This is a genomic window from Streptomyces sp. NPDC001480 (assembly GCF_042894725.1).
GTDB lineage: Bacteria > Actinomycetota > Actinomycetes > Streptomycetales > Streptomycetaceae > Streptomyces.
In genome coordinates this window covers 326,390-341,668 of sequence record NZ_JBIAVX010000005.1, presented here as the reverse complement: position 1 = coordinate 341,668, position 15,279 = coordinate 326,390, and the positions used below count along the sequence as shown (strand labels likewise).

The 15,279-nt window shown below is 72.7% G+C and carries 9 protein-coding genes; 7 read left to right on the top strand and 2 right to left on the bottom strand.

Annotation, left to right across the window (positions count from 1 at the left end):
- The first annotated feature begins 144 nt into the window (after positions 1-144).
- The 3 genes from ACFY01_RS14435 to ACFY01_RS14425 all read left to right on the top strand — a co-directional run bounded on the left by ACFY01_RS14435 (position 145) and on the right by ACFY01_RS14425 (position 6,570).
- Positions 145-2,766 (top strand): amino acid permease, encoded by a 2,622-nt coding sequence (locus ACFY01_RS14435; RefSeq protein WP_390736031.1) that lies wholly within the window; start codon positions 145-147, stop codon positions 2,764-2,766.
- A gap of 121 nt (positions 2,767-2,887) precedes the next feature.
- On the top strand, positions 2,888-3,838 hold the full coding sequence (locus ACFY01_RS14430; RefSeq protein WP_390736030.1) for a polyphosphate kinase 2 family protein: 951 nt from the start codon (positions 2,888-2,890) through the stop codon (positions 3,836-3,838).
- Positions 3,835-6,570: a cation-translocating P-type ATPase gene (locus ACFY01_RS14425; protein ID WP_390736029.1), complete on the top strand. Its 2,736-nt coding sequence runs from the start codon at positions 3,835-3,837 to the stop codon at positions 6,568-6,570. The genes ACFY01_RS14430 and ACFY01_RS14425 overlap by 4 nt, the downstream gene beginning before the upstream one ends.
- A 23-nt stretch (positions 6,571-6,593) precedes the next feature.
- On the opposite strand, the gene ACFY01_RS14420 is transcribed toward ACFY01_RS14425, so the two are convergent.
- Both ACFY01_RS14420 and ACFY01_RS14415 read right to left on the bottom strand, forming a co-directional pair.
- Complete coding sequence (locus tag ACFY01_RS14420; protein ID WP_390736223.1) at positions 6,594-7,946, bottom strand: diacylglycerol/lipid kinase family protein; 1,353 nt, start codon at positions 7,944-7,946, stop codon at positions 6,594-6,596.
- A gap of 29 nt (positions 7,947-7,975) precedes the next feature.
- A complete protein-coding gene (locus ACFY01_RS14415; protein WP_390736028.1) occupies positions 7,976-8,398 on the bottom strand; it encodes a hypothetical protein in 423 nt (140 codons plus the stop codon).
- A gap of 170 nt (positions 8,399-8,568) precedes the next feature.
- Between ACFY01_RS14415 and ACFY01_RS14410 the strand changes: the two genes are divergently transcribed.
- From ACFY01_RS14410 to ACFY01_RS14395, 4 genes are all read left to right on the top strand, one after another.
- The gene (locus ACFY01_RS14410; RefSeq protein WP_390736027.1) at positions 8,569-9,120 is read left to right on the top strand and encodes a hypothetical protein; all 552 of its coding nucleotides are present in this window, start codon (positions 8,569-8,571) and stop codon (positions 9,118-9,120) included.
- Complete coding sequence (locus ACFY01_RS14405; protein WP_390736026.1) at positions 9,120-9,992, top strand: hypothetical protein; 873 nt, start codon at positions 9,120-9,122, stop codon at positions 9,990-9,992. Before ACFY01_RS14410 ends, ACFY01_RS14405 begins: the two co-directional genes overlap by 1 nt.
- Before the next feature lie 46 nt (positions 9,993-10,038).
- Positions 10,039-10,836: a TIGR03936 family radical SAM-associated protein gene (locus tag ACFY01_RS14400; RefSeq protein ID WP_390736025.1), complete on the top strand. Its 798-nt coding sequence runs from the start codon at positions 10,039-10,041 to the stop codon at positions 10,834-10,836.
- Between the two features lie 257 nt (positions 10,837-11,093).
- On the top strand, positions 11,094-15,230 hold the full coding sequence (locus ACFY01_RS14395) for a ribonuclease E/G (RefSeq protein WP_390736024.1): 4,137 nt from the start codon (positions 11,094-11,096) through the stop codon (positions 15,228-15,230).
- Positions 15,231-15,279 lie beyond the last annotated feature (49 nt).

The window sequence follows — 15,279 nt, the reverse complement described above, 5'->3', positions numbered from 1 at the left end:
GGGACCAGGCGTTCCGCAGCACGTCAGGGGCGGCGCGTCCGCCTCGGCCCGCCCCCCGGGGTTCCGCCGTGACGGTGATCGTCCGGCCCGCCGGCGGCCGCCGCTTCTGTTGCGGAGGAGAGCGGCCCGGCGTTGGAATCAAGTGTGAGGCACTTTGGCGGCGTCGTGTCCGCCGGCCGCCCCGCTCCCGGGACGGGGGCCGGCCGGAAGGGGCTCAAGAACGACGCCCTGGGCATGTTCTCCTCGGTGGTCATCGGTGTGGCGTCCACCGCCCCCGCCTACAGTCTCGCCGCGACGCTGGGGCTCATCGTGGCGGCGGTCGGCCTCCAGTCCCCGATCGTCACCATGCTGTCGTTCGTGCCGATGCTGCTGATCGCGTACGCCTTCCGGGAGCTCAACGCGAGCAACGCGGACTGCGGGACCACCTTCACCTGGGCCACCCGCGCCTTCGGTCCCCGCACCGGATGGATGGGCGGCTGGGGCATCATCGTCGCCAACGTCATCGTCATGGCGAGCCTCGCCGAGATCGCCGGTGCCTACAGCTTCCGGCTGGTGGGCCTGGACGGACTGGCGGAGGACCGGCTGTGGACCACCGTGGCGGGCATCGTATGGATCGCCGTGATGACCACGGTCTGCTACGTGGGCATCGAGTTCTCCGCCGCCGTCCAGCGCTGGCTGCTGTGCCTGGAAGTGGGGATGCTGGTCCTGTTCGCCGTCGCCGCGCTGGTCAGGGTCTACACCGATCCTCCGCCGACGGCGATCCATGTCTCCGCCTCCTGGTTCAACCCCTTCGAGGTGTCCTCCGTGAAGGGCCTCACGTCGGGCCTCCTGGCGGGAGTCTTCATCTACTGGGGCTGGGACACCGCCGTCTCGATCAACGAGGAGACCGTCGACAGCACCCGCATCCCGGGGCGCGCGGCGGTCATGTCCACCGTGCTGCTCCTGGTCATGTACGCGCTGGTGGCCACCTCGGCGCAGGCCTTCGCCGGAGTCGGCCCCGCGGGCATCGGGCTGGGCAACGCCGTCCACTCCGGCGATGTGTTCTCCGGACTGGGCGAGGCCGTCTTCGGGAGCCACGACACAGGGCTCGTCCTTTCGAGACTGCTGATCCTGATGGTGCTGACCTCGGCGCTGGCCTCCACCCAGACGACCATCCTGCCCCTGGCCAGGACCGTCTTCTCCATGGCGGTGCACAAGGCCGTTCCCTCCCGGTTCGCCCGGGTCCACCGCAGGTTCCTCACCCCGACCTGGTCGACCATCGGCATGGGAGCGGTCTCGATCGCCTTCCTCGTCCTGTTGTCCTCCTTCAGCGGGAACGTGCTGGCCGACTCGATCGACTCGGTCGGTCTCGCGATCACCTTCCAGTACGGGCTGACCGGGTTCGCCTGCCTCTGGTACCACCGCAAGGTCCTCACCCACAGCACCAAGGACCTCGTGTTCAAGGGTGTGCTGCCCGGGGTGGGCGCGGTGATCATGCTCTGCCTGTTCCTGTACGCCACGTACGTCTACGCGGCCCCCGGATACGGCGCGACCAGCGTCGACCTGCCGCTGATCGGACCGACCGGCGGGGTCACCGTCATCGGCCTGGGCGCCCTGCTGCTCGGTCTCCTGCTGCTGCCGTTGGTCACCCGGGGCCACACCGTGGCGCTCAAACTCCAGCGGGGCCTGCTTCCCCGCCGTCTGCCGCAGCACACCGCCCTCGACTCGGCCAGCCGCTACCTGCCCGCCGACAGCGGGTCCGGGGTGGGCGGCGACTGGTACGACGTCATCCCGCTGTCGGGCACCCGGGTCGGCCTGGTCGTCGGCGACGTGCTCGGTCACGGGCTGCGCGCCGCGGCCACCATGGGGAGCCTGCGTACGGGGGTGCGGGTCCTGGCCCGGCTGGACCTGAGCCCGGACGAGCTGCTGTCCCGCCTCGACGACCTGGCCGAGCAGACCGCGCACGAGCGCGGGAACGGCCACGGCCCGGGCCGCCTGAGGTCGCGGGCCGTCTCGGCCGTCGACGTGACCTGTCTGTACGCGGTGTACGACCCCGTGTCGGGCAGCTGCAGCCTGGCGCGGGCCGGGGAGTCGGTGCTGGCGGTCGTCGACCCGCGCACGGGTGTCGTCGACTATCCGGAACTGCCGCCGGGACCGCCGCTGGGAGTCGGCGGCGCGCCCTACCAGAGCACGGAACTCCAGCTCCCGTCGGGCAGTCTCGTCGCGCTCTTCACGGGCGGCCTCCTCCAGGCGACGGACGGCCGCGACGCGGGGCTCGCGCAGCTGGCGGACATCCTCGCCGACGGCCACGGCTCCCTGGAAGAACTGTGCGACCGGGCGGTGACCACCCTGCTGCCCGGGCCCGTGGACGAGGACGCGACGCTGCTCGTGGCCCGCACACGCCTGCTCAACCGCAACCAGTTCGCCCAGTGGGAACTGTCCCCGGACCCGGCCGCGGTCGCCACCATCCGCGGCGCCGTCAGCAAGCAGCTCGGCGACTGGGACCTGGACGAGATGGCGTTCACCAGCGAGCTCATCGTCAGCGAACTGGTCACCAACGCCATCCGCTACGTCGGCGGCCCGATCCAGGTACGTCTGATCCGCGACCGCACCCTGATCTGCGAGGTCTCCGACACCGGTCACACCACGCCCAATCTGCGGCACGCCGCGAACGACGACGAGGGCGGCCGGGGACTGTTCATCATCGCCCAGATGACTCACCACTGGGGCACGCGCTACACCCCCACCGGCAAGACGATCTGGACCGAGCAGGACCTGCTGCCGTGACGGCCGGCGGCGCGAACCACCCGCGGAGGGTGATGCCGCCCCCGCTGACCAGGCCGAACCTTGGAACGGAGGCGTGGCCGTGGTGCCGGGGGGCCGGGGGCGACGAAGGGACGAAGGGGCGATGGCCGACGTGAGAGCCGAGCGCATAGCGCAGTTCGTCAGCCCGCTGAGGGTCCGACCCGGAACCGAGGTGCGTCTGCCGGACGACTTCGACCCCGCGTACAAGGCGGGCATCAGCAAGAAGAAGGACGGCGTCGAGTTGCTCCGCGGCGGCATCGAACTGCTGGCCGACTACCAGCAGCGGCTGGCCGCGCAGGACGTCTACGGCGTGCTGGTGTGCCTCCAGGCACTGGACGCCGGCGGCAAGGACGGGACCATCCGCCATGTGATGAGCGGGGTCAATCCGCAGGGGGTGCGGGTGGCGAGCTTCAAGGTGCCCTCGGAGGAGGAACTCGACCACGACTACCTGTGGCGCTACTCCCGTCACCTGCCCCGGCGCGGAGAGATAGGCATCTTCAACCGGTCCCATTACGAAGAGGTCCTGGTGGTGCGGGTGCACCCCGAGAACCTCCGGCGCCAGAAGCTGCCCGGCGCGGCGCGCGGCCCGGACGTCTGGGAGCGGCGCTACCGGGAGATCAACGACTGGGAGCGCTATCTGACCGACAACGGTTTCAGGGTCGTGAAGCTGTTCCTGAACCTGTCGAAGGAAGAACAGCGGGTCCGTTTCCTCAAGCGCATCGACGTGCCCGAGCGGAACTGGAAGTTCTCGCCGGCGGACGTCCGCGAGCGCGCCCGGTGGGACGACTACCAGCGGGCGTTCTCGCAGATGCTGTCGGCCACCAGCACCGAGTGGGCGCCCTGGTACGTGATACCGGCCGACCGGAAATGGTTCGCGCGACTGTGCGCGGCCGCCGTGCTGGTGCACACGCTGATCGACATCGACCCCCAGTATCCGCAGGTCAGTGAGCAGACCCGCCGCGAACTGGCAGAAATCCGAAAAGACCTCGCAGGACCCGAGGAGAAGACAAAGAAGAAAAACAAGAACGACAAGAACAAGAAGAACAAGCCATGACTGCGCGGACAGACGCCCCGCAGGAGCGGGCCACGGACGGGCGAGTGTGGTACGCGCTTGCGCCCGAAGAGGTGGCCGCCGCGTTCGGGGTGGATCCGGCCGTGGGGCTGCCCGCGGCACGGGCGGCGGAGCGGCTGCGGGCGGACGGGCCGAACGCCCTGCCCGAGGAGAAACCCGTGCCGGGCTGGCGCCGCTATCTGGCCCAGTACCGCAGCTACATGCAGTTGGTCCTGGTGAGCGCCGCCGTGGTCTCCCTGGTGATCAGGGAGTGGAGCACCGGCGTGCTGCTGCTCGTACTGACGGTCCTCAACGCGGTCGTCGGGATGCGGCAGGAGGGCAAGGCGGAGAGCGCCATGAACGCGCTCAAGTCGATGATGAAGGCGACCGCCCGGGTGCGCAGGGACGGGACGGAGTCCGAGATCCCGGCCGAGGAGGTCGTCGCCGGCGATGTGGTGCTGCTCGCGGCGGGGGACGAGGTGCCGGCCGACGGCCGGATCGTCACCGCCAACGCCCTCCAGATCGACGAGTCGGCGCTGACCGGTGAGAGCGTGCCCGCGGCGAAGGAGTCGGGGACGCTGCCCGGGACCGACCTGGCGCCCGGGGACCGCCGGAACATGGCGTTCATGAACACGCCGGTCACCCACGGCAGCGGAACGGTGATCGTCACGGCCACCGGCTCCGGTACCGAACTCGGCCGCATCTCCGGGATGCTGTCGGCCACGCCGCGCGAGGCCTCACCGCTGGCCCAGGAGATGGACCGGCTCACCCTGTGGATCACGGCGACGGCCGGGCTGACGATGATCGTGATGTTCGTCCTGGGGCGCAGCCGGGGCACGGCCTGGGACGCCCTGTTCGTGACCGCCGTGTCGCTGGCCATCGCCGCCATCCCGGAGGCCCTGCCCACCGTGACGCAGACGATCCTGTCCATCGGCGCCGTCGACCTGGCCCGGCGCGAGGCGATCGTGAAGGACCTGCCGTCGGTGGAGGCGCTGGGGTTCACCTCGGCCATCAACTCCGACAAGACCGGCACGCTCACGATGAACCAGATGACGGCCGTGGAGGTGGTGGACCCCGGTGATCGCTACACCGTCTCCGGCACCGGGTACGACCTCCAGGGCAAGGTCCATCACGCCGTCGGCAGCGCACCGGACATGGAGAGCGCGATCCTGCCCTACCTCGTGGCCAACGACGCGAGGCTGGTGAACGGCGAGGTCGTCGGCGATCCCACGGAGGGCGCGCTGCTGGTGCTCGGCCACAAGGCCGGAGTGGACATCGACGCCACCCGGGACCGGCTGCCGCGCCTGGCCACCCTGCCCTTCGACCCCTCGTACAAGCTGATGGCCACCTTCAACGCGGCCACGGACGCCGCGGGCCGCCCCGTCGTGCGCTGCTTCGTGAAGGGGGCGGCGCCCGCCATGATGGCGCGGGCCACCACCGCACTGTCGGGAGGTGATGCCGTCCCGTGGGACGCCGGCCTGCGAGGCAGGGCGCAGGAGCACGTCGAGCGCATGGGCAGGGAGGGCCTGCGGGTGATGGCCGCCGCGCAACGCGACCTCGACCCCGCGACGTTCGACCCCGCGGGCGACCTGCTCGGCTACGTCACCGAACTGCAGATGACGAGCCTGGTCGGGATGGTCGACCCGCCGCGGCCCGAGTCGCGCACCGCGGTGGCGGACGCGCAGGCCGCGCACGTCAGGGTGCGCATGGTCACCGGCGACGACGTCGTCACCGGCGCCGCCATCGCCCGGCAGCTGGGCATCGAGGGGGAGTCCATGCTCGGCGCGGACTTCGCCGCGCTGCCGGAGAGCGAGCGGCTCGACCGGATCGACGGCATCGGGGTCGTCGGCCGCGTCGCCCCCGAGCACAAGGTGCTGCTCGCCGACACCCTGCGGAAGAAGGGCCATGTGGTGGCCATGACCGGCGACGGCGTCAACGACGCCCCGGCGATCAAGGCGGCCGACGTCGGGATCGCCATGGGGTCCGGCACCGAGGTCGCCAAGAACGCCGGGCGCATGGTGCTGGCCGACGACAACTTCGCCACGATCGTCTTCGCCGTCGAGCAGGGCCGCAAGATCTACGACAACCTCACCAAGTACATCCGGTTCGTCCTCGTCCTTCTCGTCGTCTTCGTGCTGACGTTCCTCGGCGCGTCGCTGTTCGACATCGCCGCCGGGGAACCCTTCACCCCGGCACAGGTGCTGTGGATCCACTTCTTCGTCAACGCGGCCTTCGGCTTCGCGCTCGGCTTCGACCGGCAGAGCCCCGGCCTCATGGAACGTCGGCCGCGCCCACGCGGCATGCCCGTGCTGACCAGGGGAGTGGTGCTGACGGTCGGGCTCTCCGGGCTGGTGATCACCATCGGGCTGCTCCTGCTGATCAAGCTGGGCGAGTCGCGCTTCGACAGCGTCGCCGTCGGCCAGTCGATGGCGTTCACGTCCTTCGCGCTCTGCCTCATCGTGGCCGCGCTGGAGTGCCGCAGCGAGACGGACACCGTGCTCACCACCGCAAGCTTCGACAGCAAGCAGATGAACCGGGCCATGTTCGTCGAGTTCGTCCTCGCGGTGCTGGTCACCCAGATGGACGCCTTCCGCCGGCTGCTCGGAACGACCGAGCTGAACCTGCGGGAGTTCGCCTGGACGCTGGTGCCGGCGCTGGCGCTGCTGGCGCTGTGGGAGCTCGGGAAGTTCCTCGCCCGCTGGAACGGCGGACCGGCCGTGCTGCACCACAGGTGACACCGCCCGGTGACGCCGCCCGGTCAGAGGGAAACCCGCGGCCGGCCGGGCCGGGCCAGTGCCAGGCGCACCACTCGCCGCCAGTCCGCCGGGGGCCTGTTCGGCGGTGTTCCCGGCCGGTGACGCGGGACACGGACCCGCAGCGCTCCGGGGGTAACCCGGCAGACCACCGGAGCGGGCAGTACGACGGACTCCCCGTCGATGCCGGCCGCGACGGTGTCCCCGTCGGACCCGACGACCACTTCGCGGGCGGTCAGCCGGGTCACGGCCGGTGACCGCCGGGCCCTGCCCATCAGCCGGGCCGGGAGCCGGGCGGCCTGGGCGGAGTTGTCGACGCGTACACCCAGTACACCCAGCCGTCCGGAGTCGAGGCGTTCCCGCAGCCCGGGATGCGCCGAGTCCACGACGGGCCGGTAGGGGTTGTTGCTGACGAGCACGGCCTGGAGGCCCTCGGCGTGCGTCTGTCCGGCACGCATCCGCAGCCGTGGCGCTTCAGGGCCGGTGAGGAGACCGGGCAGCGCCTGGAGCGTCATGCGCAGTTTCGCGTCCCGGTAGCCGGGATCGCCCACCACGACCGCGTAGGTCCCGAAGGAGGCGTTGTTGACGAACACCCGGTCGGCTGCGAACCCCAGGTCGACGCGGAACTCGACGGCGTCGGTGAACGCCTCCAGGGCGGCGGCCGGGTCGTCGCGGTCCAGACCCAGATCGAGGGCGAAGTGGTTGCGGGTCCCCGCCGGGATCACCATGAAGGGGACGTCGTGCCCGGCCGCGACCTCGGCGACCAGCGCCTGCGTGCCGTCCCCGCCGGCCACGGCCAGCAGGTCGGCTCCCTCGGCCACCGCACGCCGGGCCAGGTCCGCCACGTCCTGGTGGTGCGCCGGATCCAGCAGGACGACGCGGGCGCCCGCCGCCCTCGCCTTCTCGGCCAGGTGGAAGCGGTCGACCTTGCCCCCGCCGGAGCGCGGGTTCATCACGACCCACGGATGCCGCGGGGCCGCCACCGGCCTGGGCTCACCGCCGGGCCCGGCGGCGCGGTCCGCGGGGGTCGTCGCGATCCGGGCCGCCGCGAGCGCCAGCACCCACAGGCCCAGGGAGACGAAGGCCGGCCAGAGCATGTCGTGCGCGGCGAACAGGGCCAGGACCGCGAGCGGGACGAGCACCACCAGGAGGACACCGACGGCCCGGACGACTCCGAAGTGGGCCAGGGCCCACCAGAGCCCGGCGGCCGTCACGGCCACGCCCGCCGCGGCGATCAGCACCCAGAGCAGGCTGCGCAGCCCGGCGGTGACGAACAGCACGAACACACTGCCCAGCAGGGCGAGGAGCGCCAGCCGGGCCCAGGCCGCGGGCGTCCACCCGCGCCGCTCCCGTCGCACGTCGAACCGCTTCGCGTCACCCGTTCCCGTCACACGGCCGGGCGCCTCTCGTCCCGCACCACGCACAGCGCCCAGATGACGAATCCGGAGATGGCGATCGCCAGGACGGACCACACCGGGTAGTAGGGCAGGGAGAGGAAGTTGGCGATGATGAGGAATCCGGCGATCACCACGCCGGCGACCCGCGCCCATGTCGCCACCTGGAACAGACCCAGGCTGACCACGAACGCGACCGCCCCGAGAATGAGGTGGACCCAGCCCCAGCCGGTCAGGTCGTACTGGAAGACGTATCCGGACGTCGTCAGGAAGACGTTGTCGTGGGCGATGCCCATGATGCCGCGGAAGATGTCGAGCATGCCGACGATCGCCAGCATGACGGCGGCGAACATCATCAGACCGACTGCCCAGTGCTGCTTGGCCGGTTCCGGGCGGGCATGGTGTGTCGCGGTCATGATCTGTCTCCTTTGCTCCTCCTCCGACCTAGCTTGCGCACGTCAAGAGCCGGGGCGCCTCACCCGGCACGGGTGAGGCAGCCCGGAACGCGTCATCGCACGGATAATCTACGGACACGGAGGGCCGACGTCGGGGAGGTCCGCAAGGGGCGTGTGGGGAGACTGGTCCAGTGTCGAGGCGTAAAGTGCCCGCGGGTGCCTGGATAACCGGGCTGTTGGTGGGGGCACTGGCCATAGTGTTCGTGCTGTCCCTCCAGGCCCGCAAGGAGATCCCGGACGGGGGACTGGCCGGCGGTGCCGCTCCCGAGCCGAGCGCGAAGGCGTCCCACTCCGCCGCGCCCAAGACCCCGCGGTACGAGGTGCCCGCCGGCTCCGGGACGGGGCGCCGGGTGGTGTACTCCCTGGGACAGAAGCGGGTGTGGCTGGTCGGAGCCGACGGGAAGTCCCAGCGGACCTTCGCCGTCTGGCCGGGGACGGTGACACCGGCCAAGGGCGCGTTCCCCGTGACGTTCCGGCGTGAGACCGGGGTCGGCAGCGACGGCGTGCAGATAGAGAACGCCGTGTACTTCGGGACCTCCAACGCCTTCTCCAACGCCGTGGACGGCTCCTCGCCTTCGCCCGACCCGAGCCTGCGCACCGGCGCCGTACGGGAGCGTGCGGCGGACGGCAAGGCGATGTGGGACTTCGCCACGAAGGGAACGACCGTCCAGGTCGTCGGCTGATGGCCGGTACGGACCCGCACCAGCCGCCGCCCCCGCCCGAGCGCGCCGAGGGCTGCCTCGTCGTCGCGCTGCGGATCCCGCTCAGGATCGTCGTGCTCGTCCTGGTCGTGCCGGTGCGGATGGCCTGGGACGCGCTGGCGGCGACCGGGCGGTTCCTGTGGCGGTACGCACTGGCGCCGGCCGGCCGGGCGATCGGATGGCTGCTGTACGGGCTGGTCGTGGTGCCGCTGGGGTGGCTGTACCGGTATCTCCTCACACCCCTGGGACACGCCCTGGCATGGGTGTACGCGCGCGTGCTCACCCCGGTCGGGCACGCCCTGATGTGGGTGCTCAGGCCGGTCGGGCAGGCCCTGGCGTGGCTGCTGCGCATGGCCGCCACCGGCATCGGCACCGTCCTGTACCGGATCGCCCGCGTCCTGCTGGTCCTGCCCGCGCTCGTCCTGTGGCGCTGGTTGCTCGTGCCGGCCGGCCGGGTACTCGCCGTCGTCGGGCGGGAGATCGGGGCGGCGCTCGGGCACGCCTGGCGGATCGCCGGGTACGTCTCGCGCGCCGTCGGGCGGGTCCTCGGGACCCTCTTCCGGTGGATGTTCGTGGAGCCGGCGCGATGGGTGTACCGGACCCTCCTCACCCCGGTCGGGCACGTCGTGCGGGACCTGCTGCTGAGGCCCGTCGCCGAGGCCGCGCGGGCCGTGGGACGGGCCGGACGGCAGGCGCTGGCCGCCGCCCGGGAGACCGTCCGGCAGGCGCGTGCCGACGTCCGCCGGGCGCTGTTCGGCGAACCCCGGCGGCCCGGTCCGGTGGACCGGCGGGAACTCATGGCGCCGGAGACACGTACTCTTGGTAGCAGTACCACCGCTCTCACGAAGGACTAGAACACTGGGCAAGCGACAGCCCGAAGGCCCGCCGCCCGCACCCGCGGTGCAGCGCATCCGACTGCGCTACACCAAGCGCGGCCGCCTCCGGTTCACCAGCCACCGTGACTTCCAGCGCGCCTTCGAGCGGGCGCTGCGCCGTGCCGAGGTGCCGATGGCGTACTCGGCGGGGTTCACGCCGCACCCGAAGGTGTCGTACGCCAATGCCGCACCCACCGGCACGGGCAGTGAGGCGGAGTACCTGGAGATCGCGCTCACCGAGCACCGCGACCCGGGACCGCTGCGGGACCTCCTCGACGAGTCGCTGCCCAGCGGGCTCGACATCGTCGACGCGGTCGAGGCACGGACATCGGGACTCGCCGACCGGCTGACGGCTTCCGTGTGGGAGCTCAGGCTGGACGGCGTCGACCCGGCCGACGCCGAGCGGGCGGTGACGGCCTTCAACGGGGCCGGCGCCGTCGAGGTCCAGCGCATGACCAAGAACGGCGTCCGTACCTTCGACGCTCGACCCGCGGTCGTGAGCCTGGAGAGCCAGGAGAATCTGACAACACAGAGTCAGCAGGCCGATAGGCCGACCGACCAGCCCTGTGCGATACTGCGGCTGGTTGTTCGGCACGTGACGCCTGCCGTACGACCCGACGACGTCCTGTCCGGTCTCCGCGCCGTGGCCGACCTGGCGCCGCCGGTCCCCGCAGCGGTGACCAGGCTGGCGCAGGGGCTGCTCGATGAAGAGACCGGCACGGTGACCGACCCGCTCGCGCCCGACCGCGAGGCGGCGGAGGCCCTCACAACGGCCGTTCCCGCTGCCGCCGCGACGACGCCGGCGACGGAAGGTTCCGCGTAAGGACGGACGTCGTAGCGCCGCCCTCGTACTCGGGAGCCACCTGGGTCGGGCAGCGCACCGACCACAAGACTTTCGCCAGGCCGTACAAAACAAGGCGTACGGAACCGGCGAGACAGGACACGAAGAGCTCCCGTGCGGCGACCGCGCCGCGAACGGCGGCACCGCGCACCGCGCGAGCCGCGGACGTCAACGGTGGTCGACGAGATCGACGCCGGACCAGGCGCGGCGCCCGGGGGCCTGACGGGAGAAACGCCCGCATGCTCGAGCCGACCGAACCCACTGAGGGTTCCGAACTCAACACCCCCAGCGACACCCTGCCGCCGCGTCGCCGGCGCCGTGCCGCTTCCCGCCCCGCGGGCCCGCCCGCCGGGGCCGAGACCCCGGCCGAGGTCACCGCGCCGGCCATACCGGCCGCCGACGTCGACGAGGTCGAGGAGAAGACGGCCGCCGAGGTGGAGACCACCGAGGCGCCCGCCGCCGAGGCTCCGGCCGCCGTGGAGGAGGCCGCGCCCGCTCGTCCGCGTCGCCGCGCGACCCGTCGGGCCGCCGCGCCCGCCGGTTCCCCGGCGTCCACCGAGGCCGCCGAGACGGTCGTACCGGCCACCGCCGCCCCGGCTGCCGCCGAGGCCGAGGCCCCCGCCGCCGTCGAGGCCGACGAGCAGGCCGCGCAGGAGGCCGCTCCGGCCCGCACCCGCCGCCGTGCCACGCGCCGCGTGTCCGCCCCCGCGGCCGCGCCCGCTCCGGCGGAGACCGCCGAGGTGGAGACCGCCGAGGCGCCCGCCGCCGAGGCCCAGGCCACCGAGGCTCCGGCCGTCGTGGAGGAGGCCGCGCCCGCTCGTCCGCGTCGCCGCGCGACCCGTCGGGCCGCCGCGCCCGCCGGTGCGCCGAGCGCGGCCGAGGAGGCCACCGGGACCGCTGCGGCCCCGGAGGCCGCTCCCGCCGAGACCGCCGCCGAGGCTCCGGTAGCGGCTCCCGAGGCGCCCGCCGTCGAGGCCGAGGAGGCCGCGGAGGAGGCCGCTCCGCGCCGTACCCGCCGCCGTGCCACGCGCCGTGTGACCGCGCCGGCCGGTACCGCGGTGACGGAAGAGACCGCTGTGACCGAAGAGGCTGCCGCGGTGACCGAGAAGCCCGCAGAGCCCGCCGAGCCCGCAGAGCCCGCCGAGCCCGCACAGCCCGCCGAGGCCCAGCAGGCCCCCGCCGAGGCCGCCGCCCCGCGCCGCCGCCGTCGGGTCGTGCGGCAGGCCGCGACCGGATTCGCCGAGCCCGCGCAGGCCGCCGCCCAGCAGGCCGCGGAGCGCGAGGCCGAGGCACCGCGCCGCCCGGCCCGGCCCGCCGTGGCCGTGTTCCAGGCGCCCGTGTTCACCGAGCCGAGGTTCCAGACCCCGGAGCGCGCCGCCGCCGCGGCGGCCGCCGAGGCGGCCGGGACCGACGAGGCCGAGGCGGTCGAAGCGGTCGAAGCGGTCGAGGAGCTCCCCGAGGAGCAGACCGGCTCGCGTCGCCGCCGGCGCCGCCGGGGTGCCGGGTACGGCGAGGAGGCCGAGGCCCGGGCCGAGGAGACCACCGCCGACGAGGCCGAGGAAGCCGAGGAGGCCGAGGAACCGGCGGAGTCCGCCGAGGACCTCGCCGAGGGCGAGGACACCGACGAGGCCGACGACGGCGAGGACACCGGTTCGCGCCGTCGCCGCCGCCGCGGTGGCCGCCGCCGCCGTCGCGGTGACGCCGTGGACGGCGAGGCCGGTGCGGACGCCGATTCCGACGAGCTCGCCGCCGAGCAGGCGGAGCAGGACGCCGAGGACACCGCGGAGCAGGAGGAAGAGGACGCCGAGGACGCTCGTTCCGAGGACTCCGGCGGCTCCAGCTCCAGCCGTCGCCGCCGCCGTCGCCGTCGTCGCGCCGGTGACAGCGGCACCGACACCGAGCCCGGCGAGGGCGACCCGGAGCGCACGGTCGTCAAGGTCCGCGAGCCCCGCAAGGCCGCCGAGCCGTCCGACGAGGTGCAGTCCATCAAGGGCTCGACCCGTCTGGAGGCCAAGAAGCAGCGCCGCCGGGAAGGCCGCGAGCAGGGCCGCCGCCGCGTCCCGATCATCACCGAGGCCGAGTTCCTGGCCCGCCGCGAGGCCGTCGAGCGCGTGATGGTCGTCCGCCAGAACGGCGACCGCACGCAGATCGGCGTCCTGGAGGACGGCGTGCTCGTCGAGCACTACGTCAACAAGGAGCAGTCGACCTCGTACGTCGGCAACGTCTACCTGGGCAAGGTCCAGAACGTGCTGCCGTCGATGGAGGCCGCCTTCATCGACATCGGCAAGGGCCGCAACGCGGTCCTGTACGCCGGTGAGGTCAACTTCGAGGCGCTGGGCATGGCGAACGGCCCGCGCCGCATCGAGTCCGCCCTGAAGTCCGGCCAGTCGGTCCTCGTCCAGGTGACGAAGGACCCGATCGGCCACAAGGGCGCCCGCCTGACCAGCCAGGTCTCCCTCCCGGGCCGCTACCTCGTGTACGTCCCCGAGGGCTCGATGACAGGCATCAGCCGCAAGCTGCCCGACACCGAGCGCGCCCGGCTGAAGACCATCCTCAAGAAGATCGTCCCCGAGGACGCGGGCGTCATCGTGCGCACCGCCGCCGAGGGCGCGAGCGAGGACGAACTGCGCCGTGACGTCGAGCGGCTCCAGGCGCAGTGGGAGGACATCCAGAAGAAGGCCAAGAACGGCAACGCCCCGACGCTGCTGTACGGCGAGCCGGACATGACCGTCCGGGTCGTCCGCGACATCTTCAACGAGGACTTCACCAAGGTCGTCGTCAGCGGCGAGGACGCCTGGGAGACCATCCACGGCTACGTCTCGCACGTCGCCCCCGACCTGGCCGAACGGCTGTCGAAGTGGACCTCCGAGGTCGACGTCTTCGCCACGTACCGGATCGACGAGCAGCTCGCCAAGGCCCTGGACCGCAAGGTCTGGCTGCCCAGCGGCGGTTCGCTGGTGATCGACCGGACCGAGGCGATGGTCGTCGTCGACGTCAACACCGGCAAGTTCACCGGTCAGGGCGGCAACCTCGAGGAGACGGTCACCAGGAACAACCTGGAGGCGGCCGAGGAGATCGTCCGCCAGCTCAGGCTGCGCGACCTCGGCGGCATCATCGTGATCGACTTCATCGACATGGTGCTGGAGTCCAACCGGGACCTGGTGCTGCGGCGCCTGCTGGAGTGCCTGGGCCGGGACCGTACGAAGCACCAGGTCGCCGAGGTCACCTCGCTGGGCCTGGTCCAGATGACCCGCAAGCGGGTCGGCCAGGGCCTGCTGGAGTCCTTCTCCGAGACCTGCGTCCACTGCAACGGCCGCGGTGTCATCGTGCACATGGAGCAGCCGACCTCCACCGGGGGCGGCGGCAAGCGCAAGAAGCGCGGGCGCGGCGGCGACGGCCAGGTGACCGAACAGGAGACCGTGTCCGTGGCCTCGGGGGTCGCCGAGACCGCCGAGGAGGAGGCCGAGGTCGAGGCCGTGGCGGAGGTCGCGGCGGAGATCGCCGAGCCGGTGGCGCTGCCCGCCCCCGACTTCGCCCCGGACGAGGAGCTGTACAGCAGCGTCGCCGAGGCCGAGGCCGCCGCCACCCGTGGCCGTTCGCGGCGCCGGGCGAGCCGGCGGGCGTCGGCTCCGGCCGGCGCGCCGAGGGCGGAGGCCCGGAAGCAGGAGGCTGCCAAGGCGGAGGCCGAGGTCGCCGAGGCCCCGACCGCCCAGGACGTCTCCGTGGCGACGGAGACCGAGCGTCCGGTGCTGCCGGAGCCGGCCGCCGAGGCGCAGGCCGAGCCCGTCGCCGTCGAGGACCCGGTCGTGCCGGTTACGGAGGCCGAGGCTCCCGCCCCGGCCGCCGAGGAGGCCGCGCCCAAGGGACGTACGCGCCGCCGGGCGACCCGCAAGGTGTCGGCCCCGGCCGGTTCCCCCGCGGGGACCGAGACGGCCGTGGTGACGATCACCGAGCCGGCGGCGCCCGCCGCCGAGACCCCGGTGGCACAGCCCGAGGCCGCAGTCGAGGAGGCGCCCGCCGAGAGCGCCGCCCCGGCCCGTCCGCGCCGCCGTGCCGTGCGCAAGGCCACCGCGCCCACCGCGTCCGAGGAGGCGGCCGTCGTGGTCGTCCCGTCGGCCGAGGCGCCCACCGAGGCTCCGGCAGCCGACGGGGAGCCCGAGGAGGCCGCGCCGGCCAAGAAGACGGCCCGCAAGGCCGCCAAGAAGGCCACCGCGAAGAAGGCCGCCACCAAGGCGACCACGGCGAAGAAGACCGCGGCCAAGAAGACGGCCGCCAAGAAGACGACGGCCAAGAAGGCGGCGAAGACCGCCAAGACGGCCGCCGCCAAGTCGACGGCGAAGAAGACCACGGTCTCCGCCGCCACCGACGAGGGCTGACCCGGCAAGGTCGGCACGCTGTGCGGCCGGTCCACGTGACCGGCCGCAC

What these genes read in the sequence shown, in the direction of transcription:
- ACFY01_RS14405 (WP_390736026.1), top strand. Translation starts at nt 9,120, where the DNA reads ATGGCCGGTACGGACCCGCACCAGCCGCCGCCCCCGCCCGAGCGCGCC.
- ACFY01_RS14415 (WP_390736028.1), bottom strand. Translation starts at nt 8,398, where the DNA reads ATGACCGCGACACACCATGCCCGCCCGGAACCGGCCAAGCAGCACTGG.
- ACFY01_RS14430 (WP_390736030.1), top strand. Translation starts at nt 2,888, where the DNA reads ATGGCCGACGTGAGAGCCGAGCGCATAGCGCAGTTCGTCAGCCCGCTG.
- ACFY01_RS14425 (WP_390736029.1), top strand. Translation starts at nt 3,835, where the DNA reads ATGACTGCGCGGACAGACGCCCCGCAGGAGCGGGCCACGGACGGGCGA.
- ACFY01_RS14395 (WP_390736024.1), top strand. Translation starts at nt 11,094, where the DNA reads ATGCTCGAGCCGACCGAACCCACTGAGGGTTCCGAACTCAACACCCCC.